Origin of the sequence: Nocardia sp. NPDC052566, from assembly GCF_044547285.1 — a bacterium.
GTDB lineage: Bacteria > Actinomycetota > Actinomycetes > Mycobacteriales > Mycobacteriaceae > Nocardia.
In genome coordinates this window covers 703,843-730,669 of record NZ_JBIUAF010000004.1, presented here as the reverse complement: position 1 = coordinate 730,669, position 26,827 = coordinate 703,843, and the positions used below count along the sequence as shown (strand labels likewise).

At 65.0% G+C, this 26,827-nt stretch carries 24 protein-coding genes; 14 read left to right on the top strand and 10 right to left on the bottom strand.

Translation table 11 applies throughout. The features are described from left to right. The 3 genes from ACIG5A_RS23175 to ACIG5A_RS23165 all read right to left on the bottom strand — a co-directional run. A partial coding sequence (locus ACIG5A_RS23175) for a single-stranded DNA-binding protein (RefSeq protein WP_397243966.1) occupies positions 1-105 on the bottom strand: 105 nt, incomplete at its 3' end. 49 nt (positions 106-154) lie between these two features. Then, on the bottom strand, positions 155-1,756 hold the full coding sequence (locus ACIG5A_RS23170) for a hypothetical protein (RefSeq protein ID WP_397243241.1): 1,602 nt from the start codon (positions 1,754-1,756) through the stop codon (positions 155-157). 658 nt (positions 1,757-2,414) lie between these two features. Then, positions 2,415-3,017: a hypothetical protein gene (locus ACIG5A_RS23165; protein ID WP_397243239.1), complete on the bottom strand. Its 603-nt coding sequence runs from the start codon at positions 3,015-3,017 to the stop codon at positions 2,415-2,417. Positions 3,018-3,314: 297 nt separating this feature from the next. Here ACIG5A_RS23165 and ACIG5A_RS23160 point away from each other — a divergent pair, with 297 nt between their 5' ends. The 5 genes from ACIG5A_RS23160 to ACIG5A_RS23140 all read left to right on the top strand — a co-directional run bounded on the left by ACIG5A_RS23160 (position 3,315) and on the right by ACIG5A_RS23140 (position 8,250). After that, positions 3,315-4,067: a hypothetical protein gene (locus ACIG5A_RS23160; RefSeq protein ID WP_397243237.1), complete on the top strand. Its 753-nt coding sequence runs from the start codon at positions 3,315-3,317 to the stop codon at positions 4,065-4,067. A gap of 200 nt (positions 4,068-4,267) precedes the next feature. Next, positions 4,268-6,025, top strand: a complete 1,758-nt coding sequence (locus ACIG5A_RS23155) for a hypothetical protein (RefSeq protein WP_397243235.1) — start codon at positions 4,268-4,270, stop codon at positions 6,023-6,025. A 23-nt stretch (positions 6,026-6,048) separates the two neighbouring features. Then, a complete protein-coding gene (locus tag ACIG5A_RS23150) occupies positions 6,049-6,408 on the top strand; it encodes a hypothetical protein (protein ID WP_397243233.1) in 360 nt (119 codons plus the stop codon). Positions 6,409-6,563: 155 nt separating this feature from the next. Further along, positions 6,564-7,457 carry a HoxN/HupN/NixA family nickel/cobalt transporter gene (locus ACIG5A_RS23145; protein WP_397243231.1) on the top strand — a complete coding sequence of 298 codons (894 nt, stop codon included), beginning with the start codon at positions 6,564-6,566 and terminating at the stop codon, positions 7,455-7,457. 334 nt (positions 7,458-7,791) lie between these two features. Then, complete coding sequence (locus tag ACIG5A_RS23140; protein ID WP_397243229.1) at positions 7,792-8,250, top strand: hypothetical protein; 459 nt, start codon at positions 7,792-7,794, stop codon at positions 8,248-8,250. A 723-nt stretch (positions 8,251-8,973) separates the two neighbouring features. Here the strand turns inward: ACIG5A_RS23140 and ACIG5A_RS23135 are convergent. Further along, positions 8,974-9,366 carry a hypothetical protein gene (locus tag ACIG5A_RS23135; RefSeq protein ID WP_397243227.1) on the bottom strand — a complete coding sequence of 131 codons (393 nt, stop codon included), beginning with the start codon at positions 9,364-9,366 and terminating at the stop codon, positions 8,974-8,976. Positions 9,367-9,570: 204 nt separating this feature from the next. On the opposite strand from ACIG5A_RS23135, the gene ACIG5A_RS23130 reads away from it, so the two are divergent. From ACIG5A_RS23130 to ACIG5A_RS23115, 4 genes are all read left to right on the top strand, one after another. After that, positions 9,571-9,840, top strand: coding sequence for a hypothetical protein (locus ACIG5A_RS23130; protein ID WP_397243225.1), 270 nt, complete (start codon positions 9,571-9,573; stop codon positions 9,838-9,840). Positions 9,841-9,875: 35 nt separating this feature from the next. Then, the gene (locus ACIG5A_RS23125) at positions 9,876-10,406 is read left to right on the top strand and encodes a hypothetical protein (RefSeq protein ID WP_397243223.1); all 531 of its coding nucleotides are present in this window, start codon (positions 9,876-9,878) and stop codon (positions 10,404-10,406) included. Between the two features lie 621 nt (positions 10,407-11,027). Then, positions 11,028-11,705: a hypothetical protein gene (locus tag ACIG5A_RS23120; RefSeq protein WP_397243221.1), complete on the top strand. Its 678-nt coding sequence runs from the start codon at positions 11,028-11,030 to the stop codon at positions 11,703-11,705. An 86-nt stretch (positions 11,706-11,791) separates the two neighbouring features. Next, on the top strand, positions 11,792-12,577 hold the full coding sequence (locus tag ACIG5A_RS23115; RefSeq protein WP_397243219.1) for a hypothetical protein: 786 nt from the start codon (positions 11,792-11,794) through the stop codon (positions 12,575-12,577). A 381-nt stretch (positions 12,578-12,958) separates the two neighbouring features. Here the strand turns inward: ACIG5A_RS23115 and ACIG5A_RS23110 are convergent, their stop codons facing one another. After that, positions 12,959-13,333, bottom strand: a complete 375-nt coding sequence (locus ACIG5A_RS23110) for a hypothetical protein (RefSeq protein ID WP_397243217.1) — start codon at positions 13,331-13,333, stop codon at positions 12,959-12,961. A gap of 418 nt (positions 13,334-13,751) precedes the next feature. On the opposite strand from ACIG5A_RS23110, the gene ACIG5A_RS23105 reads away from it, so the two are divergent. Both ACIG5A_RS23105 and ACIG5A_RS23100 read left to right on the top strand, forming a co-directional pair. Next, complete coding sequence (locus ACIG5A_RS23105) at positions 13,752-15,545, top strand: cutinase family protein (RefSeq protein ID WP_397243215.1); 1,794 nt, start codon at positions 13,752-13,754, stop codon at positions 15,543-15,545. 292 nt (positions 15,546-15,837) lie between these two features. Continuing rightward, a complete protein-coding gene (locus ACIG5A_RS23100; protein ID WP_397243213.1) occupies positions 15,838-16,200 on the top strand; it encodes a hypothetical protein in 363 nt (120 codons plus the stop codon). 50 nt (positions 16,201-16,250) lie between these two features. Here ACIG5A_RS23100 and ACIG5A_RS23095 read toward each other — a convergent pair whose 3' ends face one another. Continuing rightward, entirely contained in the window at positions 16,251-17,336 is a 1,086-nt protein-coding gene (locus ACIG5A_RS23095; RefSeq protein ID WP_397243211.1) for a nuclease-related domain-containing protein, read from the bottom strand. 451 nt (positions 17,337-17,787) lie between these two features. Between ACIG5A_RS23095 and ACIG5A_RS23090 the strand changes: the two genes are divergently transcribed. The 3 genes from ACIG5A_RS23090 (at position 17,788) to ACIG5A_RS23080 (ending at position 21,998) form a co-directional block, all read left to right on the top strand. Next, complete coding sequence (locus ACIG5A_RS23090) at positions 17,788-18,375, top strand: hypothetical protein (RefSeq protein WP_397243209.1); 588 nt, start codon at positions 17,788-17,790, stop codon at positions 18,373-18,375. Positions 18,376-19,535: 1,160 nt separating this feature from the next. Further along, the gene (locus ACIG5A_RS23085) at positions 19,536-21,398 is read left to right on the top strand and encodes a hypothetical protein (RefSeq protein ID WP_397243207.1); all 1,863 of its coding nucleotides are present in this window, start codon (positions 19,536-19,538) and stop codon (positions 21,396-21,398) included. A gap of 150 nt (positions 21,399-21,548) precedes the next feature. Beyond that, positions 21,549-21,998 carry a hypothetical protein gene (locus tag ACIG5A_RS23080; protein WP_397243205.1) on the top strand — a complete coding sequence of 150 codons (450 nt, stop codon included), beginning with the start codon at positions 21,549-21,551 and terminating at the stop codon, positions 21,996-21,998. Positions 21,999-22,038: 40 nt separating this feature from the next. On the opposite strand, the gene ACIG5A_RS23075 is transcribed toward ACIG5A_RS23080, so the two are convergent. The 4 genes from ACIG5A_RS23075 to ACIG5A_RS23060 all read right to left on the bottom strand — a co-directional run bounded on the left by ACIG5A_RS23075 (position 22,039) and on the right by ACIG5A_RS23060 (position 26,752). Beyond that, positions 22,039-23,799: a hypothetical protein gene (locus ACIG5A_RS23075; protein WP_397243203.1), complete on the bottom strand. Its 1,761-nt coding sequence runs from the start codon at positions 23,797-23,799 to the stop codon at positions 22,039-22,041. A 67-nt stretch (positions 23,800-23,866) separates the two neighbouring features. Beyond that, entirely contained in the window at positions 23,867-24,418 is a 552-nt protein-coding gene (locus ACIG5A_RS23070; RefSeq protein WP_397243201.1) for a hypothetical protein, read from the bottom strand. Positions 24,419-24,420: 2 nt separating this feature from the next. Beyond that, positions 24,421-26,148, bottom strand: coding sequence for a peptidoglycan DD-metalloendopeptidase family protein (locus ACIG5A_RS23065; RefSeq protein ID WP_397243199.1), 1,728 nt, complete (start codon positions 26,146-26,148; stop codon positions 24,421-24,423). A gap of 22 nt (positions 26,149-26,170) precedes the next feature. Beyond that, the gene (locus ACIG5A_RS23060) at positions 26,171-26,752 is read right to left on the bottom strand and encodes a hypothetical protein (protein WP_397243197.1); all 582 of its coding nucleotides are present in this window, start codon (positions 26,750-26,752) and stop codon (positions 26,171-26,173) included. Positions 26,753-26,827 lie beyond the last annotated feature (75 nt).

The following is a 26,827-nucleotide window of genomic DNA, read 5'->3' as shown; positions in this document are numbered from 1 at the left end:
GGACGCGACGGTGAAATTCGCCACCGCTTGCCCCGCGGGCGTGAATCGAAGCTCGGGGTCGGCCGTCAAGTTTCCGATGACGGTGATGACCGTGTCTCCTGCCATAGCAATGCCTTTCGTGATCGTAGTTCATCGGTCTCAGGGACGAGCGGGTTCAGCTGGCCTTTGCCATGTTGAACGCCTTTTCGGCGATTGCGAAGAATGCGCCCGGGTCCTTCCTCCAGGTCGCGACTTGACGCTTGAACGCCACCGCGTCGATCTCACCGAGCTCGCCGGTGCGACCGCCGAAGGTGTCGATGAGAACCGGCCGCAGATCATCCATGTGGCCCGCCATTCCGATCGCGTCCGCCAGATCATTCCACATGCGGATCGCTGTTTCGTCGTTACCAGCGGTGATCGCCTGTCGGGGCGCTGAAGGCTGATTGCGCAGTGCCGCAACGGCTTTCTGGTCAACACCGGGGGGCTGGTGGTGACGTGCCGCCGCACCGCTTCGCTCTGGCTGCTGGCTGGGTTGCCGCGCCGGGGCGGCGTCGGGCCGGGATTTGGTGTCGATGCCGAGGTATTCGTTGATCCGCTGCAGAGCGGCGCTGTAATTCTCGACGCCGCGTGCCCACACCGCGCGTGCCCAGACCAGTCGAGCCTCCTGCGAGGTGATGTGCTCGCTCGTGTAATGGTGCCGGGTCCGCGCTGTCTGAATCGCCCACTGCAGCGCTTCCCGGTGCGACCCTGCAGCGCGATCGGGCTGCTCGAGCCCGAGGACACGGGTTTGGATGTTGTCAGCGATCAGCAACAGCAGATCCGTCAGCTCCCAAATGTGTTGAGCCTGAACGTCGGCAAGGGTTGCCCCATCGTCACCGGCAGCGATGATCACGGCGTCGAACAGGGAAATGGCTTCTTGGTGCGCTTCCCGATACTTGGCCGCAAGCCACCCTCCAGGGTTGACGCGGCCGTCACTGTTCTGCGGCTCCCACGGACGAGCCTCGCTCGCCCGTGCCCGCCGGACGGTGACCGATCCGCCACCGGACGCGGCGGCGGGAATAACACCAGCGGATTCGAGCAGGCTGCCGACGGCTTGGACAATTTCAGCGGTGTCGGTGCTGTGCGCTGGCACGTGATTGGTGATGCCGCCGACCGGGTGACCATCGCGCATCAGACACCGCCATCCCTCGGGGGCGAGGTCGCCACGTCGATTCCCGCGCAGCTGCACCCATTCGGTCGGTTCCGAGCGCAGATCCTTTGCAGCGTAGACGGTATCGGCCGGGTCGTCGGCGGAGCCGACGGCAGCGACGACCTTGATGCAATTGGCTTTGGTGGCTTGCGGATCTGCCTTGGCATCAACGTCGGTCGCGCCACGCAGTGTGTGGATCGGTGTGAGGACGTTGATGCTGGTTTTGGTGCCTTCTTGGGTCTTGCGTCGGCAGGTTTCCACCGCGACATACACAGGGGTTCTTGTTTCGAAGGCGGTCTTGAGTCGTGCCGCGACCTCGGTACCGGGCTCAGTTGATGCGCCGAAGTCGTACTCCATCTTGCCGTTCCCCGCTGAGGCGGCGTCGAAGGTGACATAGATGGTGTCGAAGCCGTTGGACGACTTTTCGGTGTATTTGCAGACCTTGATCGAGACGTATTCCTCGACGAAGGTTTCGGCGCGCACCTGAATGGCGGTGCCGTCCTCGGGGTTGCCGATCCGCTCGATGCGGCGGTCATAGGCAACGAATCGAGCCACGGTACCGCTCGGGCGCAATGCGATCGATCCCATAGCGTCTCTCCTGCTCAAAGCCAGTGCGTCTGTTCGGTTATGACAGTAGCGACAGGGTCTGACAATGTTGCAGACGTAGCAACCGATCTCTTGCGACGAACACCGAGATGATCTCGCCCGACTTCTCCAGACAACCGCTGCGCCCGAGCGAGGGCGGCACGAATCAGACGAACGGCACGCATGGAGTTCGAGCGATTCGCAAGGCACAGCATGGGGTTGGACTGGGCGATCGACGTCGACGCCGCCGCGTGGTAGCAGCGGCTCGTTCGCCACCAGTTGCAGCGGGGCGGTATGCGTTGTTCGCGAAAGGTCCCGCCCGAGCGCGGGCTCGGGCGGTCTCACTCCCTCGCGGGTGGTGACACCACGGTCGGGTGGTTGGCCCGCCGTGGCCGACTGACAACCTTGGCGCATCCGAGCAGGGGACCACCCACCGGATGGAGGACCGGCACACTGATATGAAAGCTAGTCCCACCATTCGCCAACTGCTTCAATCGAAACCCGATGCATCGCAGCGAAGCTCGGCACCATCCGCTCGAGGTGTATCCGCGGAAGCCCAAGTTGCGCGTACGTACGTACGCCAGACTCCGACCTCAATTAGTTGAGATCGGGGAGCGTCGTGAACAGATAGGTGTCGGTGATCGGTCGCCCCCGCGGGTTATCAGTGGCTGGAGGACGCCTTCGTCGCGACGATATGCCACCAGTTGCCGACGATGTTGATCGCTGGCCCGTCGATCGTGCCCGCCGTGGTGAACTGTGCGGTCACTCGTGTGCTGGCGACTGTCCCGATCGCGGTGAGGGTCGAGAATGTCGCCTCGGCGCCACGGCCTTTCGCTGTGGTGGTGAACAATCGAACGTCATCGAGTCCCCAACGCAACAGCTCCGAATCGGTGGCTGTGATCGTGACCTCGACGACATTGCTACCGAGGCTGGCGCTGTAGTGCGCGCATTGCTGAACGAAGCGGTCGACCGATTCCAGACTTACGACAGCTGCCGTGCTGACGTCAACGGAAAACGCTTCGCTCGACACCGACTTGATGCCTATCGCGCCAGCCCAGGCACCGTCGCCGTGCGCGGTCTGCCACAGCCGGCCGCCGAACTCCCCAGTGCCGGCACAAATGTCCGGTGTGGTACTAACGCTGACCTCGCGTGAGGCCGGGTCGGTGCCGGCGGCACGGTCGATAGCTGGTGTCAGCGGTGGCGTGCGGCGGGTGATATCTGGGCGTTGGATGGCGTCGGTGATCTCCCAGGTTTCGTCGAACACCAGCACAGGGAAGTCCAACCGGCTCACCACCCGGGCACGCAGCTGCTCCTGCGGAGGGGACCGGTCGGGCGCCTCGTTCCTGCAGGCGGGCACTGCAGCGAGAAGCAGTAGCGCCGCGGACAAGGTGAAAGCGGCCAGGGCGCAACGATTCACAAGTTGTCCTCAAATCGTGAACAAGTGGAGACGGCATAACGCTGCCTGACCAGTTCTCCAGTTCAGGACGAGACGAATGCTCCGCGAGGATGGGGACCTCTCCCGGTAACACCATTGCGGCAGGCCCCACATCGGGTCGGGCGGTTGCAACTGACCGAGCCGAGGCGGCGCACCATCGGCGAGGTCGTGCGGGAACCTGCATTCCGCAACTTCAGTCAGGACGAGGACGCTATGTCATTCACTCATGCTTTGGCCGCAGTGCTGGGCCTATGTCTGTTCACTTTCTTGCTCGCGATGGTGGTGAGCATGCACGTTCGGGGCCGACCGGCGGCGTATCAGTGGGCGGTGTGGCGTCGTGTGAACCAGGTGGTCGGCGCAATCATGCTGGGTGCTGTCGTCTGGATTTGGGCACCGCTGTCGACGACAGTGGCGCTCGCGGGACTGGCCGCCGCTGTTGTGGGATGGATCGTCGTCGGCTGGCGTGAGCCCCGCACAGTCGCCAACGCAGATCTCATCGACAAACTGCGTGAAGTCGCGGGCACGATCCCCCGACACGAAACGCGGGAATGGCGAGATCACCTGCACGGAAAGACGGTCCAAATGACGACCGACGCCGCTGGCACTCGGGTGTGGTTGCTCGATGATCAGGACGCGGTAGCTATGGCATGCGGCCATATTCATCACCAGGTCGAAGTGATCTTGACTCTCAGCAGCGTCAATCCTGTACCCACTCGCAAGATTTGGGTCGCCGACCTTGCGCCGGACTCGATGCGCAAGCGAACCAAAGGGCCTCGTTGGGGGCACAGAATTCACCGCGAACTGTGCAAGCCCTCCCGTGATGATCTGCGAGAAGTCCTCGATGTCATCGACATCAGCGATGCCCGCGCCAGCAACTGACGGCACCACCAGATAGGAGGCGTTGCCGGGGTGCGGGGGCGTGACAGCGTGGTGGAGAACCTCGTCGAAACGATCGGGGCATGACCCGCACCGCCCTCGTACTCGACATCGGCACGTGCACGGTAGCGGCGGCCGTGCGTGACAGCCACGGCCACATCACGACCCTCACCCCCGAGATACAGGCAGGGTTCGACGCACGTTTGGTGGTCGACGAGGACTTGGAGCCGCGGCCTCCGCGCGCGGGAGACTCGGACACGGTGTCCCAGTTGGGTCCGCTACTGGACAGGCTCGGAGGTACGCCAGCGATCATCGACGACACCGCCTGGACGTTCCCGAGCCTGATGAAGCGGACGCTCGAACCGATCCTCGACGCCGCACGCGGCGTGCTAGGCGACGACGCCGACGAGGTACTGGTTGTGGCGCCGTCGCGGTGGCCGAGGCGACAAACGACAGCGTTGCGGCTCGCTCTACATACTGCGCTGGGCCGCGAGGTCCGGATCGTGTCCGCAGACAGAGCACTCGCCCACACGATCAGCACACCGGCGCCTGGTGCGACGGCGATCGTGATCGACGCAGGCGCGGCGGCCTTGTCCGCAGTCGCAGTCGCCGCGGGTCCGCGCTATCCCCGCGTGATCGGGCGCCACAGTGTCGATGGCGGAGGAGACAGCTTCGACCGGATCCTGATGGCCAACGCCATTACCGCAGCGGGACACCCTGAGGTGGCGCTGGCCACTCGAATGGCTTGGATCGGCGTGCCCCGTATACGCGCGGCGCGCCACGAGCTCGCCGACCGCGATCAGATCGAGGTCAAACTCCCACGACCGGTGGACCGCATCGAACTGTCCGCCGAAGACGTGGACCACGCCGGCGCCCTGTACTTCGAAATGAAGCTCGCCGACCTATTCACCCCGCTGATCGCCGCCCTCGAAGGGCAGCAACTGTGCGCGGTGGTCGTCTGCGGCGGCCTGTCATCGGACCCCGCGCTGTACGGCGCGATCAAGGAGATCACTGGAGCGCCAGTGAAAGCGATGCCCGATCCGGTTCACGCGGTATGCCGGGGCGCGTTGCGCGCGGCGGCTACCCGCACCGACCCCGTCGCCGAATCATCCCATCGCCTGCGGGCAGCAGCGGCGACGTCTCGACCTCACCGCTGGCTCATCTACACCTGCGCCGCGACAGCAGTCACCACGATCGTCGTGGCGTCGGCAATGGTGTGGCCGGCGCGGCCGGTGCCGCAGGCCGCCGAGTGGCGCAGCGAGCAGGCCGCACGAGCCGCGATCGCCGTTTTGCCAGGCTCCGGCACCGTCGACGAGTTGTACCTCAAGCAGTGGACCGACGATGCGGCAGACAGCGACCACACGTTACTGCGCGGCCAAGGCGAGGCGCTGACGTTGGCGTGCGGCGGCGACCACACCGCCGAGGATCCCGAGAAGGCTGCGGTGCGCTGGCAAGCTGCTCGGGTATTCGTGTCCTCACCGACAGCAGCCGCACCGTCGCCTCGCGGACAGTTCGATTGGGCACGGGCCGGCACGAGTGTGATCGTCGATGCGACGGTGCTGACCCGCTCCTCGGCAGAGACGCTGTGGCGTCAGGTCGAACAAGCCAACCGAACCTGTCCGTCCACTCGGCAGAATGTGGTCCGCAATGTGGTACCCATTCCCGCCGACGGCACCGACCCAGGGCCGCCGAGGTTCGCCCAGTCCACGACAGAGGCTGCCTCGGGCGGCGATGCAGCCCTGAATAGCCGGATCGCGGTTGGACCGAAGCGGCTGGCATGGAGAGGGCTGATGTCGGCCACACAGACCGGTTCTGGCAGCGGATGGAACGTCACCTGCATTGCCGCCATCGATGATGTCGTCATCCGCCGCGCCTGCGCCGCGGCGAAGGCCTCACCACAAGCCGACCAGCTCGCCTTGGCGGCGATGGTGGCGTTCAACCCGATCCCCGCCGATCTGTGATGGGACGTCCGGACCCTCGCCACATGCGTGCAGCACACCAACTGCGGATCGAAATCGCCACTGTCGCACCTGAAGTGCTCCTGCGGCGTGCGATCGCCCACTACAACGATCGCCGCAAGCCAAGCGACCCGGAAGCGACACTGAACTCGTCCCCGCCGTTTCTGCAGAGGATCTGCGTGAACTGGCTGCGGCACACCGGATCCCACTACGACCGCCTCCGCGACGAGATCCGCCACGCGGGCGGACAAGCACTCTCCGCCGAGGCAGGAGCAATCGTCAAACATCGAGTCCTCACCGAAATCGCCACCCGATACCCCTGGCTCGCCGACGAAGCCAACCGGCAATCCCACGCGATGACCACATCACGAAGGAGCAGAAGATGACCACCCGACTCGACGACGCCGACACCTCGACCTGGACCCGATACTGGTGGCGCCGACACCGGGAAGCCGCACCCGAGAAACTGCGACTGATGGCGACGTTCGCGGTGATCGGGGCTCTGCACGTGGTCGGATTCGGGCTTACCGGGGCGGCCGCGTTGACCGGGCCCGGCCCGCTGACACTTGCTGGCGCGGCAACGACGGCATATATGGCTGGGCTGCGGCACGCATTCGACGCCGACCACCTCTGCGGAATCGACAACGCCGCACGGAAATTCGTGGGCGAAGGACGCCGCCCGGTCAGTGTGGGGCTCGCCTTCAGCCTCGGCCACTCCTCGGTGGTATTCCTGGTGTCCATCGCGGTAGCGGCCGGCATCAGCGTCGTCAGCGACATACTGACACAGGACAATGTGACCTCGGCCGCGTTGGGAACGATCGGCGGGCTCGTCGCGGGTGGATTCCTGTTGCTGATCGGACTGTTCAATCTGGTGAGCCTCACCCGATCAAACAGTCGGCACCACACAGATGGCGACGGCGAGCGGGCAACGACGGTGGTGAGCCGATTGATGAGCGCACCGTTGCAGAAGGTGTCCTATCCGTCGCATCTGTTCGTGGTCGGGTTCGCGTTCGGGCTGGGCTTCGATACAGCCACCTTGATCGGGTTGCTGGTGCTGACAGCCACTGCTGCGGCATCGGGTATCGCTGTGGTGTCGGTGTTGGCGTTGCCGGTGTGTTTCGCAGCGGCAATGACACTGGGAGACACGTTCAACGGTTTGTTCATGCTGCGCCTGTATGCCCGCGCAAACGACCCGCGCCAGGCGTCGCGACGGTTGAACGTCGCGATCACCTCGCTGTCGGTCCTGACCGCGTTGACCGTCGCCGCGATCGTGCTCGTGGCGACCTTGCGAGAGGCAGCGGGCTGGGCCGATCCGGTCACGAAATGGATTGCGGCACTGGACCTCGAGATTGTCGGATACGCGGTCTTGGCTGTATTCGCGGTGGCCGCTATCGGGTCGCTCTCGGCTGCACGCCACCGTCGAGAATCGGTCTAGTCACAACACCCGATTCGGCACCAGATGATCACGCTGTTTGGCGCGGGACCCGGCCCGCCGACCGTCCGGAAGGCTGCCGGGCCCACTTCAGCAGCGCTAGAGCACCGTGCGAGGCCGATCGTGGTACGCCCTCGACCGACAGGCAAATGAATTTCGCCGCAGCCTCCTGGTTGGGGACGTCACCAACCACGAGGCTGAACCGGTTGTGGAGACAGCGGTTTAGCGCCAGGGCTGCGGGCTGCTGGTGGCGGCGACGCATTGCACGGTTGCAACGTGCGATTGGATCGCGCTCTACCTTGCGTACCAACACCTTCTGCGGATTGGAGCGATCGTTATGACGATCACCATTGGCCCCGAGACCGGCACTATCATCGGCTGGGCGGTCACCGACTATTGCGGTGGCCGTGAGGAATTCGCTGTCGACGAGCGGGCACTGGCCGTGCAGCGCCTGGTACAGGTCCGCGACCACGGCGAACTGCTCGACGGCTCGACCGGCGACGAGTTCTGGGCGCACCAGGTCCACGTGGTTTCCGTCGCCGAGGGCGGCGAGGGCCCGGTGGTGAATATCACCGCGGGCAACGCGGCACGGGTCCTGAAGCCGTTGGGCATCGAGCTGTTCGACGCAGACGGCTATCCGCAGCCGGATCAGCTGGGCGCGACCGAGTTCCGTACACGCTTGGTCGCAGCAGTGCACCGCGAGGGGACCGCAGGCTACGTCGGTGGATTGCTCACCGAGCTGATCGCGATTGCCGACTGGGCAATCGAACACGACCGAGCGATCGTGTGGAGTTAGCAATGCTCTGCGCATCCCTCCCGCTATCGCTCATTGCGATGATGGGAGGGCTCGGCGTGATCACGCTGCTAGCCGTGGCAATCCGTTGTACATACAACTCGACCGCGGATGCACCGTTGGCGCCGCGAGCGTGCCGCGGTCCGGCGAACGGCGGGCGGTAGGCCCCCTTGCGTACCCGATGTCCAAACTGACATGAACGCGCTGCTTCTGGAGATCGCGTGTGCCAGCGCTCACTTCAGCGAGTTAGTGTTACAACACGAGCACCTCATCACCCACATTGCCGGGGGACCTTCACGACCAATCGCAGCGACCTCGATCGCAGGGTGTCGGCCTTTATGAAACGGCACCATCCATCTGCGAGCCAACATTCCGTCCACGACTCAGACACGCTCTGGGACGAGAAGGATCCGAACACCACAACCACCGAGGTCACCGGAACTCTCGCTGATTACCTCCGCGCACTCGGGGTTACGGAGTTGACCCACGAGAGACCAGCACGGTACTAGCTCAGAACTGTGTTGATCCGCAGCGCTGCTCACCGCCCATCGGCGGAGGTGGCGTCGACCACCTCCGCGATCAGGCACTGCCGACCGCAGTGATCTCCTCGGCAGGGCACATACATGCACGCGTGCGCCGTGCGTTGCCACGTGGTCCTCAGCCACGCCTACAGCTTCACATCGACCGTTGAGGCAGACGGGCGCCTCTACCGGGCTGGGCCGCCCTTCAATGATCGAGTGTCCTGGGCACCGGCCGCTGTGGCACCGCGAACCATTGGTGCTCGTAGCCCAGTCGTCGCCGTCGTCGGGCGTGTGTTGTCGACAGGCTCACTCGCTGTGGTGGCATTGCGAAGGTGAGCTCGTCGAGCATTGTCTGGTAGTAGGCCATGGTGGCCTTTCCGTGACGGTCAACGATTGCGTGCAGGTCTGCCTCGAGCTGACGGCGGAAATCGGCAATCGCCTGCGCGGGGATTTCTGTGGCGTTGAGCCATTCGCGCAGTGTTTGGGCCGCCACGCTCAGGCTGTGTCCCGCACTGTCCGCGATGATCCTTCGGGCAATCGCTTCGTACCTGCCCAACAAGTAGGCCGGATCGTGCTCATCGTGCTCGAACTCGCTCATGATGCTGCTTACCCACAATCCATCCCTGCCATGAAATATGTTGAGAGACAGCCTTTCACATCCCCATCGGCTGATCGATGCGATCAGCGGATGAATTGTGCCTCCCGCCCTGCCCCCGCCGCGCTCGTGGGCTGAAACACCCCACCCATGAGTCAACCAAACTCAATCAGTCTCAACCCAACGCAGTGATTTTGGAGAATCTCAATGATCGCGTCATCTAGCGACACCCGCGCCCGGCTCGTTGCCGAGACCGACGGCCGATCCACCGCAGCTCTCGCAACTGCCCTCGAGGTGCTCACCTTCCTCGGAAAGCTCGACGAGGCCGAACGTATGGTCCGCGGAATCATCATCGAGACGCTCTATGACCGCCACGCCGAGGTTGCCGCCGCGTACAACACCTGGATCGACGACCTCGAGTCCGACGAGACGGACGAGGCCGTAATCATCAAGGCCGCTCGCCGGATCAGTCCGTAGCGGGACAAGCCACCGCGAACCCAATCATCTGGTCCATGTCGACGTCGAGCCCGAATGCAGGTATCGCTCAGGGGCCGAACGCATTTCGCGGTTTGACACCGCCGTCGACGACCAGTAGCAATAGCGGGTGGCGGGCCAGGTTCGAGGCGAAGCTCTCCGGGCACATGAGAGGATTCGACACGATGACAGAACCTGTCTGGCGAGTGCGGGCACGGGATGCGTTGGGCTCAGCGATCGAGGGAGACCCCGGTGCGGCGGCCAGCAAAGTGGCCGAAATGTTGCGCGACGACGGGCCCGAAACGATCGTTCGGGCATCGTTGCTGTGGATCGACACCCTCTTCGCGGTAACCCCGCCGCCTACGGTCCTCAAGAATCTAGTTGCCACGCCCGCGATGGCACCGGAGCAAATGTGGGCCCTGCAGCTGATCGCCGCGCGGGCCAATGGAAACAAGGATGCGGGGCAGGCGCTGTTCGTCTCAGCCCTATCCCTAGGCAGCGACCACGTGCTGAACTGCCTGGCCTCGCTGTTGACGGTGATCGCGATGAAGCTGGGCGGCCGCGCATAACACATTCCGCCGCATCGCGGTGCCGGCCGGAACGTGGCCTTGCGCGCCGCGATGGCGCGTCGGCTTGCATTGGCACCGTGCAGGTCTCGGGCTGTGGAGAACTGCATTCCTATCGTGTGGGCGGCATCGGATCCACCTCGATTCAGTCGTGGTGGGGCCCGGTTGATCCCGAGGCAACAGCTACCTCGGTGAGGAACCCATGAGAGGAACAGGATGTCCAGAAAAAGCGCGAGGACACGCAAGCCGTGGCTGGCGCCGGTTGCGATGGCGGCGGGAATCAGCAGCGGAGTGTTCCTGACCGGCGTCAATGCCTACGCCGAGCCCTCACAGTGGACCAACCCAGATCCCAAGACAGGCGGCTCCGGGCCGTCGAGCTGGGCCAATCCTGATCCGACACCGCGCACACCGCCACCACCGCCAGCGGCCTCGCCCGCTGATTGGGTGCCAGATCCACCACCGCCGCCACCGCGGCCACAGCCGCGCCAGCAGCGACCGATCATCGCATCGCCTCACACCCCACCACCGCCTGAATCCGCACCTCGCGAAGCCGAACCCGAGGCCCCGGCGATCCAGCCTGCCCCAAGCCTGGCCGAGCAACACAAACTCCGTGTCGGCAACTCCGTGGTCGATGTCCCGGACTGGGTGGACACGGCCGCGCTCAACAAGGCACAGAAGTACTCGGACTGGACCGAATGGCAGGTCGCAGCGTTCTACGACCAGGCAGGCTACTCCCGGGAAGAGTCGGATCGGCGTGCCGCCAGCACAATGGTGGCCGGTGCGGTCGGCGCCTACGCCGGAGCGGCGGTCGCCGCACCAGTTTTCGGGTTCCCCAGCTGCGTGGGCGGCATGATTGTCGGCGGTGCCGCTGGAGCGGCGATCGGCGGCATTCCCACCGGCGGCGTCGGTGCACCGTTGGGTGCCGTGGTCGGCGGCATCGGCGGCTGCATCATCGGTGCGACGATCACCGGTTTGCCAGCCACCGTGGTCGGTGCGGCGCTCGGTGGTCTGGCCGGCGCCGCGGTCGGCGATGCGCTCGGCGGTGGGACCGGGATCGAGCAGCCTGCGCCACCACCGCCGTTGCTGGAGGTGCCCGCAGTGGCGCCTGAGGTTGTCCCGGCGCCGATGCCGGTTCCGACCATGACCGCCGCGCCGCCTGTCATCGAGACAGTCGCGGCACAGGTGACAGAGGCCGTGGCGCAGGCGCAGGAAGTGATGGCACCGATCGTTGCGCAGGCGCAGCAAGCCGGCGCCCAGATCCAGGCGGTCCTCGCGCCGCTGTTTCCTCCAGCTGCGGTGTAGCCGGAACCTGGTGTGTGGACGCCGAATTCCCGACCGCACACCAGGCTTATCTTCGTTCCCGATTTCAAGACCAGGAGCCGACGACTATGGCACGCGGCCGTGTCGCACCTGACGATGACCTCTTCGCCGAAGATCCCGGCCGCGGCGATGCCGAGAAGGAGAGTTGGGGCGATGAGGAATGGGACGAAGTTGTCGACGACAGCGTTGTCGACCGGGCCGATGTGGAGGAGTTCGGCGACGAGTTCGCCGAGGAATTCAGCCGCCCTGCCGAGTTCACCCAGGATCTGTCGATCCTCACCGCCGCCCCTGATGCGGCAGCTAGTGCACCGCAACGCGATACGGTGTCCTCGCGCAAGATTCTGGTTGCCGTGGGTGCTGCGGCGGTAGCGATCGGCGTCGGCGTGACCGTCGTTGTGGGACGCGACGATCCGCCGAGCCAATTGCCGCGACGGACCGATTCGGCGGCCATGGCGACGACCCCATCACCCAGCAGCACAGCACCGCCGATGCTGACAGGCAGCGGGCGGGGGGACCTCACCAGCGGCCCAGGGGTGATCTTCGGATTCGAACACGCCTACTATGTCTCACGCGACGGCAAAACCGCCGCGGAATTCCTTGTCCCCGAACAGAACACACCGGCCGTAGCCGCATCGATCCAGCAGGCCATCGATGACCTCGACAAGTCGTTGACACATTCGGTGACAGTGACGACTACCTCGAATCCGAACGTGTTCAACGTGGTGCTGACCTTGAACGCGAGCGACGGCAAACCGTATGCGCTACGGCAGCAGTTCACCGTGGTGAGTCGAGACGGCCGCTACTACCTCGTCAGCAAACAGGAATGCGGTGCCCAAGTGTGCCCGACCTCCTAGATTCCCCGCACCACGGAAACGCCGACAAGTTGGACATGGAGGGCCCGACGGCGAGGAGCGCCGACTGGTGAACACTGTTGTGCGACGACGAAATCCGCTGCACAGGCAGCGGATTTCGTCGGTCCCGCGCGGGCCCGATCGCGACTGCGGGCCACGCGCCTGGGTCGGGAGATCGGTGTCGTGGGCGCACCACAGCCTCGAGCTCTCGTACCCGTGCCAGCTCAGCGGCCGCCTGACTGGCACTGTTAATGGGACGCCGCGTCGCGGTCAGTGCGCGAGCATGGACCGTCAGCGGCGCGCCGATCGAGATAATGAGGAAGGGGCGTGGTACGGGGTCAGCGCCTAGACCCCACTCCGACGGCCGCGCGACCACGCCACGGTTCAGTCATCGGTGGCATCGTTGTGCGGCCAACGCTGCGGACGTTCCGCCGTGGGCAGGTTCAAACCTATCTTCTGGCTCAAATAGGTTGCCAACTCCAGCAATTCGCCGGTGTTGGCGTCGTTGGTGGTGGCCTTGGCGAACACCGCAGACAGCAGGCGCACAGCGTCGGGGTCGGCGAAACCGACAACCAGTCGCAAATCCGCGGAGCGTTCGATCCCGTAGCAGAGGTGTTGTTCACTGCCATCTGCGGCGTCAGCGCACCTCACTGTTGTCGGTACGTTATGCGACCGCGCCCACGGCCCGGCGGTGGCGTCGTTGGCGACTTTGGTCAGCCTCTCGGCGGCCAGGGTGAGCACATCAACCACTGAAGTCATGCCAGGCAAGCTAACCGCGGACTTCTCCACCACCGGCCTTACGCTGAGTTCACGGCTGGCTGTCCCGAGAGCCTAGAAGTGCACTATCCTGAATGCGCTCGCCGTTCTCCAGCAATGACTGGCGGTCGAGCCAGTCCCTGGTAGGGGCTGCACCTTTCACAGGGCCCGATGTGCCTGCGGAGAGGTGAATCCGATAGAGGGTAGAGCGCCGCGCAGCATGCCGGCGCTCACCTATCACTGGCACCTCACCCCACCATCGATCCATCTTCCTCGACCGCGCCTGCCAGACACCGAGCTCTGGCGGCGCAGCGGTCGACTCGAATTGGTGAACCCGTTTGCGATCGTGTGCGCACCGCGCGAACCGCCCCCATCCAGCAGGGCCGGTTCGCCGACAGCCACAACGCGATGGAGACACCACATGCCCACCCACGCTGTCCGCGGGCCCACCCGCCCCTGCGGCCGCCCGCGGCGCACCCTCATCTCCTCGATGTGCGTGATCGTTGCCGCAGGGGCTGTGGCGATCACACCCGCAGCAGCGGCACCCTCACCCGGCGACCCCGCCTGCCCGCCATTCAAGATCATCGCGGTTCCCGGCACAGGAGAAACCAACCCCAACGCCAACCCAGAGGTACCGGTCGGGCTGCTCAAAGACATCCCCGCCATCACCCAACGACTCGTCGGCAACGCTGCCAGCACCGACTTCGTGCCCTACACCGCGGCGATCACGCCCACCTACGCCGCCTCCGAAGCCAACGGCGTACAGAAAACCAAGGACGCCTTGGCCGGGACCGCGATTCGCTGCTCGTTCACCAAATTCTTCCTCCTCGGCTACAGCCAAGGCGCGGAAGTCGCTGGCGACGTCGCCGCCGACATCGGACAAGGCAAAGGCCCGATTCCAGCGGACAAACTGCTGGGCACCGCGCTGATCGCCGACCCCCGCCGCGGCACCGCCGGAGAATCAAAGATCGGCCCGAACCCACCCGGCGACGGTATCAAGGGCCCGCGCCCCGGCGGGTTCAACGGACTACCGGTAGCCACCATCTGCGACCTATCCGACCTGTACTGCGCTACTCCCTCAGACAAGAAACTGTTGTCGGGAATCGGCAAGGTCATCGGTACCACCACCCTCACCAAGCCCGGTGAGAAACCGACCTCGACCACACTGCCCGCCGACGCGACCGATCAGGCTTTGGCCAGTGGTTTGGGCGCGCTCGACATCGACGGGCTCACCGCCGGAGTGAAGACGTTGAGCCAGGCGGCGGCCGCAGGCGATGCTGCCGGTGTCCGGGCGGCGGCGACCGGCTTGCAAACCAAAACCGCAGACCTGTCCTCCGTGGCCGGTTTGATCGGCAGGAGCAACGCGGCCGCGACGTTGCAGCAGTTCCCCGCCGCGACGCCGCAGCAGCACGCGAGCAGTGTGCTCGGCAGGGTCCGCAACGTCGATATCGCCAACTTCAGCAGGCTGCTGGCCGGTCTGGCTGGGCTGGGGCAGTCGGTGGGATTGGACCAACTGACCGGCGCGGCTGCCGATCTCACCAAAACAGCGGCGCCGTTGGCGGGTGTCGGCAGCAGCGATGTCGCCGCCGCGACCGGGATCGTGCAGAGCATTCAGCCGGTGGCGTTGCTGCGGCAAGCGGCCCTCACCACCGACAAAGTGTCCCGCATCGACTTCGGCGGAATCTTCAACGACCTCAAGACGCTGTTCGACCTCGCGGTGTCCGGCCAGTTCGGTGCGATGCCCGACACCATCAACGGGCTCAACCAGAAGCTCATCGGCATCGTCGAAGCGATCGAGTCGATCGACCTCACCCCGCTGGTGACGATCCTGTCGCTGATCCCCACACCGGAGGCACAGATCGCGGCAGTCGTGATCAGAGTGATCAACAACCTCGACCTGGTGAAATTGGCTCAGACCGTCGCTGCGATCGTCAAGAACGTCATGGCCGGGCAACTGCTAGCGATACCGCCGCTGGTGCTGAATCTGTTCACCACAGGCCTGCAGTCCAGCGGCCTGCTCGGCGGCGTGGACCCCGCTGCGGTGCGCGGGGTCACCGACAACCTCAACCCTGCCTCGGTGATGGATGCGGCGGCGACCGCGACCGCCTTCTACGCCGGAGGCTCGCACCAGGGCTACGCCAAACTCGTTGTCTCCGCCGAAGGTGACACTGCACTGGAATGGACGGGCAAATGGTTCGCCTCGCTGATGAAGTGAGCAACGATTGCAACACCTCCATACGATGGCACTATCGTTACTGGAGCGAGGTCGGCGCCTCAGAAGCTGAAATAACGCCCGCAGGCGCCGACCCCACAACTCGCATCAACGCTCATATCTCCCGTGCGGGTAGTGGACCCGGAATGAATGCCCGCACCAACGACTGGCGGACACCGCACCCAACAGTTTCCCAGCGGGTCCGCACCAAGCCGAGGTGCACACACTCTTTCCCTGGCACTCCTCTCGGTCCTCGATAGGGTGGTAAATCATTGTGCTGCACACAGTTTCGGCGTTGACCGCCGTCTATCTGACTTACCTGTTGCTGCGAGTTGCGTGGCGCCACCCCAACGTAGTTGTCCTCGCTATCGTGGCGGCCTCGTCGCTGGTACCGGTCGTACTGCTCGAGACAGCAGGCGCACCACAACTTCTCGCCGCGACACCCACGCTGGCGGTATTGACGTTCGTCGGGTGGTGCCTTGCAGTGGCGATCCACGACCAGCTCACACAACTGCGGCAGCCGACACCGGCACCCACCAAAGATCACCCCGGCAAGGACGGATGGTGGACGGCCCCGCTGCTCGACAGCGCACCGCTGTCCCAAGCCGACCATGCCGAGTTCGAGGCCATGATTCGGCACATCCTCAGCGACAACTAGCCGCTGCACCATCCCATCCGCACGCGATCGAGCATCACCACATCGAACACCTACCGAACCGGGATGAACAGATGATCAGCAACAGCGGCCAGGTCGACGATGAACCGATCCTGCGCGACCTGCAGCACATCGGCATCGGACAACCCCCGCGCCCGCCCGCATCGACGTTCCGCGCGAGACGGTTCGGTGAAACGACGCGCTGGCAGCTGACGCAGATAGTCGACCAGATGCTCCACCGCCACCAGCGTCACCAATCGAGTAGCCACGACCACCTCCTCGCCGCTGCGAGGATCGGTCTCGCTGACCTCGAACTCCGCCGTGCCCCACGCAACATTCATCCGCGCGCCATGGATGGCCAGCACAGTCGGCACCGGCTGCCCCGACGCAAGGTCAGCGCGGAACGCCCACGCAATCCGGTCGGCCTCGAACAACGCCGATCGCACCAAGTCCGCGCGCAACGGCTGACCATTGAACGTCCACGACGCAGCGGCGCCCTCCCCATCGCTCCACGAGCATTCGAAGATCCCCGACCGGAACTTGCTGTCCACCAACACAACTCCGGGTGGGCCGATCACGATGTGGTCCGCGTCGGCGGAGGTGGCGTGCAGCGCCCGCGAATGCAGGACATGCCAGCGTGGACCCAACCCCACCAGCAACTTTGCCGTCGCCACCTCCGCCTCGGTACCCACCCGCAAGTTCTCGACGGCCATCTCCACATCGGCACGCGACGGCCTCGGATATCCAGCGACATAGCGGATTCCCGACCGCAAGCTTGCCCGCCACGCCACCACAGTGACTGCGAACTCCGCGCGCCACGCCCAACAGGTCGTCACGACGGCACCGGCCGGAATCAACCACAACCCGCCGGAAAGACCCGCCACCGCCGCCGCGGCCGGAATCGACGCCTGCGCCAGCAAGGTCGGTGCGACCGCGTTGCGGCCAGTGCGGCGGGTCCCGTGGATCGCGACTGCGGCGGCGACAACCCCGACAACACTGATGACCTGTATCAGCGGTGGCTCACCGATCCGGCGGCAAATCGTCACCGCCACACCAGCTGTCGCCACCGAGATGACCGCGGTGAACACACGAGCCGGATACATCAGCGACGCCGCCAGCAAGGCAGCCGCGCCTGCCACAGCCGATCCTGCCGCAGTGGCGGTTGCGACCGGCAACACAACCAACATCAGCGTCGTCGCAGCGACGGCGAGGAAACCCGCTGTGTAGCCAGCCAATCGCATCCACGCCTGTCGACGCCTTCGATGGCGCGACGCAACAAGCGAACGCAAGGAACGGCCCGCGACATCGGGCGAATCACCATTCGCCAGCGGACCAGTACCAGGTTTCGACACGGCGAGCACGCTAGGCAAGCGATTCTCCGCGGTCCTCGGCCGTGTCCGGACCGGCGTGAGTGGGCCGGATCCCGCGGCATGCCCCCGATGCCAAGGCATCGCCCGGTCCTTTCAGCAAGGAACCCCGGCGTGTCTCCCGTCGAGATCACCCATCAGCGAGTACTTTCCTTTCTGCAAGGAGCCGATCCGGGTAGAGTCCCGGCATCGGGGAAGTAGACCTCACCAAAGGGTGGCAACCATGACGCATGCATCCACCACTCAGGTCCGCAGCATCACAGCTACGAACCGGAGGAGCGGAAGCCCGAAGAAGGGGCGGCCGTCAAAAGGCCAGCGACGTGTGGTCTACACACGGCTGTTCAAGCAAGACGCAACGAAGGTCAACACCCTCGCTGAGAAGTACGCCCCCATCGCAGAAGCAAACAAGCTCGACCCCAGCGATGCAACCGCCGCGCTTGCGTTGATCGGATGCCGAAAGGAGTTCCGCGCCGAATTCCGCACGTGCTTCAAACAGTTGATGCGCAATGCCGAGCCCAGTGGGCAGAGCACCTTGCCACTGTCGATCGAGGTCGACGACAACCAAACGGCACCAACCGAGATCGTTTGGACGCGCATGCCCCGCCCAGTTGTCGCGGAGATCGGAGCCCTGGAAGTAGCGCTGAAGAAGCAACGGATCAGGGCATATATCTCCGGCGCGTTCGTCATGGTCGGTCTCAAACACCGAGACCAGCTCGAATCAGCGTTCCGAGAGCTCCGCAGGCTCGCCGACGGCCACGAACTCGCCGACGGCCACAACCTCGACCTCGACGAGGTCCTCCTAGCAATGTGACACCCCCGTCAGCTGGTGGTCTCCAGAAGGGGAGAACACCGTAACTACGTTCAAAGCCACAAGTCCACAGTGATCCACGGCAGCAACGCAAACCTGGCAGCCGAAACAAGCCTTAGACATGACCAAGCCCCGCACGGGGCGGGGCTTGTATCTTGCCGGAGCGGGCGAGTTGGTACCTCGCCCGCTTCCTGTAGCCAGGTGGCAAATCGAGTTGGTACCTCGAGATGCCGTGGAAGCCCGTCACCAGAAAGAGAGCTTCAACCTCTATGGGCCAACCCGATGATAGCGCATGGCGCCATCCAGCAACGTCTGCAACGCTACAACTTCATTGCACTACCGCCGCCGAACGGCGCCTTCCAGCCCACCCACGGGGCTGGAGCACGGCACCAAATGAACGTTCCACGCCGGTATGCAAGACGACTGCAGGCCGCTCATACCCCGATCACAGGCCCTCCGGGCTGTCGACGAATCGACGTCCGGCCCCCAGATCCTCCGCTGAGCGCGACATACCGACGCTCGCGACCAACCTCGTCAGCCACATCATGATGGCTGCCGCCTCCCACAACCGGGCAACGCCAACGCGATGCCGAAGGGAGGCCGCTCAGACCGAGCCTTAGAAACGACTTGGTGGGCCGACCGTGTCACCGGCCTGACCCACCGCTGTCGACTCCGACAACCGAGGACCCCTTCACGTTTGCCGACCTGTCCGGGTCCGTCGGCCATCTGTTTGCACCCTTCTGACGCCACAGGCGCAGACGGGCGATCTATTGCACCCAAAAACGGTGTAGCCCAAACGAATTGGCCCACCGTCCTTGTAGCGCCACCGCAGCAACGAACCGGAGAGGAACAGCTGATGCAGCCAGCACTATCAGGGAAGCCCAGGTAGCGCCATGTCTAGAGTAAACCGCGCCGCGGAGAACCGGAACACTATCCACCCTCTGCAACCGATCGTGGCGCCCCGCACGACACACAACGACGCTAGAAGCGACCACAATCAACGCACAAGCACGGAAGCTCCCGAGCTTGTCTTCTCATACTTGGCGCCACGGCTCGCTGCCCGACGGACCGTCCGTGAGATCGACCCAGCGACCAACAAGGCTGGTCGTTCCCGCACGCTCAGCAAAAAGCCCAAACCACCACTGTGGCCGGCCGCAGTCCCGATGTTCGACAAGACCCAACGCACCAACCAATTGGTCTTCGACTTCGACACCAAACTCGGCGGATCGGTCGCCGTCGCGCGTGACGCTGCCCGCCTCAAAGTGTGGCTGCGTGAATGCGGCGGCCGCTGGATCAGCGACCACAACCCCGGCAACGGTGGCCGCCACGTGGTAGTCCCACTTGCGGCGGGGGAGACATTCCGCCGCGTCAACGTAGAACCGGTGATGCGGCTGCTCGCGGCACGGCTGCCCACGCTCGACATCGGACCGATGGTCAACGAACGCACCGGCGCACTCACACCCCCCGGGTCAGCGACCAAAGAAGGATGCCATCGGATCCTGGACGGCTCCATCACCGAAGCTCTCGACGTCCTGGACAAACGATCCGAGCCCGGCCTCATCGCCCGACTGCGCGCACTGCTCGGCGACACCATCCAATCCACCACCGCGGCCAGCTCCAGCGCCGACCGTCACAGCACGCAATCGGCCAATACCCCGGGACTGGACCAGCACGACGAACTGCCCCGCGACCTGTGGGAAGGCCACGGCTCAGACGCGCGGCTGCGTGACCACTGGCGACTCACCAGCCCCATCCCCGAAGCCCCCGCCCACTTCGCCGCCACCGGCACCATGCCTACCGACGGACGCTGGCCGTCCCCGTCGGAGGCCCGCCAGAGCGTCCTCTACCACAGTGCACTCCGGGGACTGCGCCTCACCGACATCCAGACCCGCATAGCCGACACCAGCAACACCGGCTGGGCCGGCCTCACAGCCGCCTACGCCCGCTACGACCTCCACCGCACCCGCGCACTCAACGCCGACTGGACCAAGGCATGTCAGTACGCATCACAGAACATCCGCATTTTGCAGTCTCACGGACACAGTGAACCTGAACTACACACGCCCCCCGTAGTGGGAAATGAATCGAAACGTCCCGCAACACCTGAAACCGCTCACACTCGTTGGCTCGCGGGTGCCACAGCCTGGGTCCACCTGAGCTGGCCTGGACTGCCCTACCGGTGGACAGTTCTCGCGGTACTACAGGCACTCGCCTACGCCGCCTACGTCGCAGGCGAGACCGGAGCAGATGGCACACCACTGGTCGAAGTCGGAGTCCGATCACTGGGTATGTTCGCAGGCCTCATGCCTTTCACCACCCTCGCCGACGTCCTCGCACACATCAGGGAATTGCCGGGAGCTCCTGTGCACCGCATCCGTCGAGCCGCAGGCACCCTGGCCGACCGCTACAGCCTGGTCACCGCCCATCACCACGACAACCTCGACCGCGCCGTGGAACCCGTTGCTCGCGACCGCGTCCAAGTAGCAGCCGTCCACGACGCCTGGCGGGTCATCGGCCTCAACAAACGCGCCGTCTACGAACTCATCACCCACACCGGGCTCACCCGCCCCGCCGACATCTTCGCCGCCGCTCGCATCAGCGCCCGCACCGGCCACGACATCCTCGCCGAGCTGGCACGCGACGGCCTGATCAACCGCGGCCACGGCACCGTCGCCCCCGGAGAAACCACACTCGACGACATCGCGCGACGGCACGGCCTCTACGCCGAACGCGCCGAACGTCTCGCCGAGATCAAAAAGCAGCGCCGCGACTGGCGAACCTGGCTGGAAATCCGCCACGGCATGGTGCCCGACCCTGAAGCCGACAACGACAGCCCAACACCAGCCGCGCCATGGGACGACGACCAAGCGTTCAACGAAGCCATATGGGCCTTCCAGATGGCCTCAGGACCGCCCCCCGACCCACACCCCTTCCCAGACAACCCAGACATCAGCCCAGATAGCGACGACGATGACGTCGCCATCGCGCTACTCCAGGACATGCTCGGAGCTCAGCTCATCCAATGACCGCCGACTGGTCTGGTAACAGCTCGTTTCGTGAACTGGGTGCGGTCGGGGCTGGAGAGGGAGGCGGTCAGGATTGGTGCGAATCTGCTTCGGAGGGCTGGTTTGCTGACGAGTCCATGGGGGTTCGGGTGGTCGTGATGACGGTGGTTGATGAGCCGATTGGTTGGCCCGGTGGGCGGCTTTGGCGATTGCGATCCGGTCGAGGGTGGAGGAGGTGTGATGTCGGCGGGTGAGGAGTTCGCGGCTGAGTACTTGTGGCTCAAGTCGTTTCAGATGCCGGATGTGCGGATCGCCTACTTGTTGAGGATCAGTGAGGCGGCGTTGGTGAAGCGGCGTGAGCGGGCAGGGATGGGTGGTGGGGATCCGCTCGCGCTAGAGAGGCTGACGGTGCTGGTCGAATCGGGATGTGAGTTCGATTCGTTCGACTTTCCGTTTGTGTTGGATCCACGCGATGTTCGGGCCGCGTTGGCGCTCGCGGTCCGGCAGGGCCGGATTGTGCGGGTCCGGACGCGGTTGGATCCGATTCGCAGCAATCGGATCGGTGTGTATCGGGCGGTCCCCACCGAGGGGCAGGGATCGAACGGTCGGAACGCGAACTAGGTGGAGCGTGCGGCGGCCCGCCGCACGGGCGGGTTCGATGCTATTGGTTTGTGGGCGTTGATGTTTGGACTGATTCGTCGCGGGCTGATGTGGTGGATGGGGCGAGCCGAACGGTGGCGTGCGGATCGGATCCGGGGATAAGCCTGCGGATGTCACCATGTTGGGCTGTGCTGATCGTGTTCGGATCGCAGAAGCGTGCGGTGGGGATGTGGGTGAGTATCCGCTGCGGGAACGGAATTCGTTGTCCGTCGTACTCGATGGTCAGTGGCGTGATCAGCATGACCGAGAACTCGTCGTGGGGGTCTGTTACGGCAGCGGGGTCGGTGAGATGCAGGTCGATGCCTGTCCAGGTGCCTTCGACGATCTCGCCGCGGATAACTTGTGCGGCAGTGAGGATTTGGTCGTACTGCGGTGCGCTGAGCCGCTGGGGCATGCTCAGGGAGAGGTAGGTGTGCTGTTGGAGTTCGACCAACGCCTGCGCCAGGTTCGCCCACTGGTGTGCTTTGGTCACCATCGGTTCGTTGTGTTCGATTGGCCACGGTGAGGCCAGCGTTGGCCCGCTGGCGATAGCCAGGGTGACCGTGGTGCCGCTGAAGAGCTGTTCGACGAACCGCAGGGTAGGTAAGGCGATGCGTGCCGGTTGGCCGCCGACGTCATGGGGGGAGAGGGTGAGTTGGTCGGGTCGGCCTTCGGCGCCGAGCAGGAATTCGATGCCGATCGCGCCGGCGCGGTCGGTGCCTACGATCCGGAACCCTTGGTTGTTGACACCGCGAGTTTGCTCCACAGCGACGAGGTCTATCGCTGGTCCGGCGGGCATGATTCGTAGCTCGAGGTCTCGTTGAGATTTGTTTGCCGCTGCCCCCATCAGCACAAGGGCTTCCCGCAGCGGCGGTGCCGCTCCAGCGGGTCCTTCGGCGTGGGTGATTCGCGCGGGTACGGGTGTGTCGAAAGGTGCGCCGTAGGTGAGGAATCGGTCCAGGGTGGTGTGGGCGGCAGACCCTGGTCGCGGTGTCAGCACCATCGTGGTCGAGATGGGGCGCAGTCGGTAGGACTCGGCGCATCGGGGATACAGGCGCATCACCCCGACGTGGTTGTGGTCGATATTGGCGTACACGACCAGGGATTCTGTGTGTTGGCCTGCGCTGGTGGCTCTTTCGAGATCTGCTACTGCTTCGGCGGGGTCGCCGAGGTGTCCCGGTCGGATCTGGAAGGTGTAGTGGTAGAAGGGGTCGACGGTGTCGAGCAGGGTGGTGAGTGCTCGTTGGCGGTGGGTGATGGCGTCGAGCAGTTGCTCACCGTGCAGGGCGGGTAGCTCGCGGCCTGCGAGCAGCGCCTGCGACATGAGATCTTCAGTGCGGGTACGGCCGTCGCCGAAGTAGTAGTCGATCAGCTGGGGGTGGTCGGCTGCGAGGGTGTCGAGGTTGGTGCGGCCGAGCCAGTTGACGGTGTCGAGTCCGGACCCTTTGGTGAGGTTGTCGAGCCATTCGAGGCGTTCGTTGGAGGGGTTCCAGGGGGTGACCAGGGTCCAGGATCGGACGGGCAGGATCGGCGCGGTGGCGTCGAGGAATCGTCGCCACGATCCTTCGATGCTTGTGGCTTGTTTGCTGGTGAGGGGTCTGGTGAAGCGTTTGACTTGATAGATGTCGAATCGTCCGTCGTCGGTGGGAAGGCGGATGTCGACGCCGCGGTCACCGCGCGACGGTGTGATGATGGTGCCGCGGGGGTTGGCCAGCAGCAGTAGCGCTGCGACGAATTCCTCGACGGTCTCCCCGGGCAGCCGCTCCCAGTTGACGGTGGTCATGGCTGGTAGATAACCACGCTGGTGCGACATGGCAGGGCCGTTCGAATGGGCTCGGCGCCACCCGGTCTCATAATTGGGTCAGGTGCGTCACGCGCCACCCGGCCGGGGTCCGAGCGAGGGTGATCAGCACAATGATCGCTGGTTTGGTGGTGATCTGCCGGTTGAGGTGCACGGTCTGGGTGATCGTGAGGTAGCGCAACGCGGTGTGGCCGTCTGGGGGACGGGTTTGGGTACTCAGCGCTGCGGTGGCGGTGATGTAGGCGTGCTGTCTGGTCCAGGTGCTCCACTCAGCTCCGGCGCTGCTGGCAGGTCGGTAGGCGTTGAGGGCGTTGGTGAGCCTCTGGTCGAGTAGCGCCGAGGCGCGTTTCATCCCGTCGTTGGGATCGCTGTCGAGGCCGGGCTGCAGGGTGTAGGCCGTGGTGGCGACGGCGAGCGCGACGGCGTCAGCGCTGCTGGTATCGACGGTCGCAAGGTCCAGGGGGAGCAGTCTGGCTGGTGCGGTGGTCGGTTGGTCGGTGCGTGTGGTCGACGGCGCAGCTGGTTGCGGGGTGCTGCTGCAGCCGGTTGTGATCAGCGCGGCGGTGACTCCGGCCAGGATCGTGAGGAGGTGGCGTGGCATGGCTATCCGTACCTTCGGATGTCTTCGGCGCGTCGGAGGTCGAATGGCCGGATCGCGACGGGGGTGCCGCGGTCGTAGGCGTCGAGGATCTGGCCGCTGCCGAGCCAGATCCCGACATGGCCGGTTGCGTTGGTGAACACCACATCACCAGGGGCGATGGCATCGCCGGTGACAGGTCTTCCGTATTTGACCTGCTCATTGGTCAGGTGGGGGAGAGTGATCGTTCCGTGGGAGGCCTGGGCGACGGCGTAGAGGATCAATCCGGAGCAGTCGAACCCGATCTCACCGGTTTCTCCGGCACCGGCGGTGGGGCCGCTGCTGTTGCCGCCGCCCCACACATACGGCAGCCCGATCTGTGTGCTGGCGGCCGCGATGAGTGCTTGCGCGAAGGGTGAACCGGGCACGGTGAACGCGGGCGCGGGCCCGGTGGGTGCGGTCGAGGCGGTGAGGTCGGTGTAGCGGGCCATGCGGTCGCGGATGTCGGGGACGTATTTCTGGGTTTGGGGGAACGGGGGGATTCGACCGTAGGTGAGGACGGCGTTTTCACCGGCGTTGTAGCCGGCCAGGATCAGGTCGATGAGGTCGCCTTTGACCTGTCCGGCAGCGATGGCGGGGCGCAGGACCTCGGCGATGTGGCAGTCGTAGCGGGCTTGGGAAGCGATGGCGTCGTAGGGGTTGAAGGGATCGGGAGTGTCGGGGCCGGTTGGTTGACCGTTGTGGTCGAGCCCGGAGTCGGTGCCGTATTTCTGCCAGGTTCCGTCGAGGAACTGGGCCATCCCTTTCGCCCCGCCTTGGTTGACGCCGTCGCCTTCGCTGACGACGTCGGTTCGCCAGTCGGATTCCTGCTCGATTTGAGCGGCGATCAGTGGGGCGATGACCTCGCCGCAGACCCGTCCTGCGGCGAGGACCGCGTCGAGATATTGCGAGGGGACGGTGCCAGGTTTGAGCTGACCCTGCGACGACGTGCAAGCCAAAAGATTCGTCGCGGGCGTCAGCGCGGGTGTGGCGGCCGGGGGCGCTGTGGGGTTGTTGCTCGAGTTGGGTGCGGGGCTGGTGGTGGCTTGTTGTTGGAGCCACGGCGCGGGGTCCACGCCGCGGCCTGGTTGCCATTGTCCAATGTAGACACCGAGATGCAGGTGTGGTCCGGTGGAGTTGCCTTCGTGGCCGACCTGGGCGATCTGTTGTCCGGCATGCACCCGGTCTCCGACTCGGACACGCAGATCGTCGGGCCCGGATTTCATGTGCCCGTAGAGAGTTTCGATGGTGGTTTGCCCGTCGATGACGTGGCGCAGGCGGATCCAGTTGCCGTACCCGTCGGCGGGGCCAGCGGCGACGACATCGCCGTCGGCGGCCGCGTAGATCGGGGTGCCCAGCGCTGCGGCGAAATCCTGGCCGTCGTGCACTTCACCCCACCGCATCCCGAACGGCGAGCTCACGGTGTAGGTGCCTGCCGCCAACGGAACGACCAGCGACCCCGGTTTGACGCCGGTCAGCGCCGGCGCTGGGGTAGAAGCGGTGAGCGGCGGTCGGCTGATGCCGCAGGCGGTGGCTGCTGCCGCGATCGAGCTACCGCCGACCGCGCCGAGCATCGCGATGATCAAGGTCATGATCAGCAGCGCGACCCCGCCGCCACCGGTTGCGACCGCCAGCGCCGCGACGGTGATCAGGGTGCGTTTACGACGTCCGGTCACCGCGCTGGCGGCATCGAGCGCGACTTTTCCGGCGATCATCCACATCGTTCGGAGGTCCGGGTCAGTTGGTGGTCATGGTGGCCAGGTAGACCGCCAGCCCCGAGCCGGAAGGTGATGCGGCACTGCGTGGTCCGACGGTCACTGTAAAGGTGACCGGTTGCCAGGTGCCTTCGTCGGCATGGGCACTCAGCCGCAGGACATACCGTTTGGCTGGAATTCGGACGATGACGGTGCCGAAGCTGGTGGGCGCGGTGGTGACGGGGCCGGTCACGGTGACGTCGTGGCACTGGGTTTGCTGGTCCCACGTCCAACCCCACAGCTGATCGAAGGTTGCGGCGGCCTGTTCTGCGACGAGGTCGACCGCCAGCGGCTGCCACGATTCGATCCACGCCCGCCCGGGGACAGCGGTGGGGTTGACCGGGGAGAACGTTCCATAGGCGGCGCTGAATCGTTGAGCCAGATCCACCGCGGCGGCGAGATCGACCGGTTGTGGCACTGTGGGGGAGCCGATCGCGGCTGAGGGAATCGGGTCGCGGGGTGAGCCGAAGGACGGGGCACGGCCGGTGCAGCCGGTGATGGTGAGCGCCAAGCCGGTCACGGTAGCGACGCCGAAGAGCACGGTGCGGTGGTAGGTGGCTGTCATCGGATCCGATGTCCTCCCAGCAGTGATACGTCGCGTGAGGCAGCATCACTGGCAGGTTCTCCACCACGCTGCTGT

What these genes read in the sequence shown, in the direction of transcription:
- ACIG5A_RS23085 (WP_397243207.1), top strand. Translation starts at nt 19,536, where the DNA reads ATGTTCGACAAGACCCAACGCACCAACCAATTGGTCTTCGACTTCGAC.
- ACIG5A_RS23135 (WP_397243227.1), bottom strand. Translation starts at nt 9,366, where the DNA reads ATGAGCGAGTTCGAGCACGATGAGCACGATCCGGCCTACTTGTTGGGC.
- ACIG5A_RS23060 (WP_397243197.1), bottom strand. Translation starts at nt 26,752, where the DNA reads ATGACAGCCACCTACCACCGCACCGTGCTCTTCGGCGTCGCTACCGTG.
- ACIG5A_RS23140 (WP_397243229.1), top strand. Translation starts at nt 7,792, where the DNA reads ATGACGATCACCATTGGCCCCGAGACCGGCACTATCATCGGCTGGGCG.
- ACIG5A_RS23080 (WP_397243205.1), top strand. Translation starts at nt 21,549, where the DNA reads ATGAGCCGATTGGTTGGCCCGGTGGGCGGCTTTGGCGATTGCGATCCG.
- ACIG5A_RS23170 (WP_397243241.1), bottom strand. Translation starts at nt 1,756, where the DNA reads ATGGGATCGATCGCATTGCGCCCGAGCGGTACCGTGGCTCGATTCGTT.
- ACIG5A_RS23130 (WP_397243225.1), top strand. Translation starts at nt 9,571, where the DNA reads ATGATCGCGTCATCTAGCGACACCCGCGCCCGGCTCGTTGCCGAGACC.
- ACIG5A_RS23065 (WP_397243199.1), bottom strand. Translation starts at nt 26,148, where the DNA reads ATGATCGCCGGAAAAGTCGCGCTCGATGCCGCCAGCGCGGTGACCGGA.
- ACIG5A_RS23110 (WP_397243217.1), bottom strand. Translation starts at nt 13,333, where the DNA reads ATGACTTCAGTGGTTGATGTGCTCACCCTGGCCGCCGAGAGGCTGACC.
- ACIG5A_RS23125 (WP_397243223.1), top strand. Translation starts at nt 9,876, where the DNA reads ATGTCGACGTCGAGCCCGAATGCAGGTATCGCTCAGGGGCCGAACGCA.
- ACIG5A_RS23075 (WP_397243203.1), bottom strand. Translation starts at nt 23,799, where the DNA reads ATGACCACCGTCAACTGGGAGCGGCTGCCCGGGGAGACCGTCGAGGAA.
- ACIG5A_RS23150 (WP_397243233.1), top strand. Translation starts at nt 6,049, where the DNA reads ATGCGTGCAGCACACCAACTGCGGATCGAAATCGCCACTGTCGCACCT.
- ACIG5A_RS23090 (WP_397243209.1), top strand. Translation starts at nt 17,788, where the DNA reads ATGACGCATGCATCCACCACTCAGGTCCGCAGCATCACAGCTACGAAC.
- ACIG5A_RS23105 (WP_397243215.1), top strand. Translation starts at nt 13,752, where the DNA reads ATGCCCACCCACGCTGTCCGCGGGCCCACCCGCCCCTGCGGCCGCCCG.
- ACIG5A_RS23115 (WP_397243219.1), top strand. Translation starts at nt 11,792, where the DNA reads ATGGCACGCGGCCGTGTCGCACCTGACGATGACCTCTTCGCCGAAGAT.
- ACIG5A_RS23070 (WP_397243201.1), bottom strand. Translation starts at nt 24,418, where the DNA reads ATGCCACGCCACCTCCTCACGATCCTGGCCGGAGTCACCGCCGCGCTG.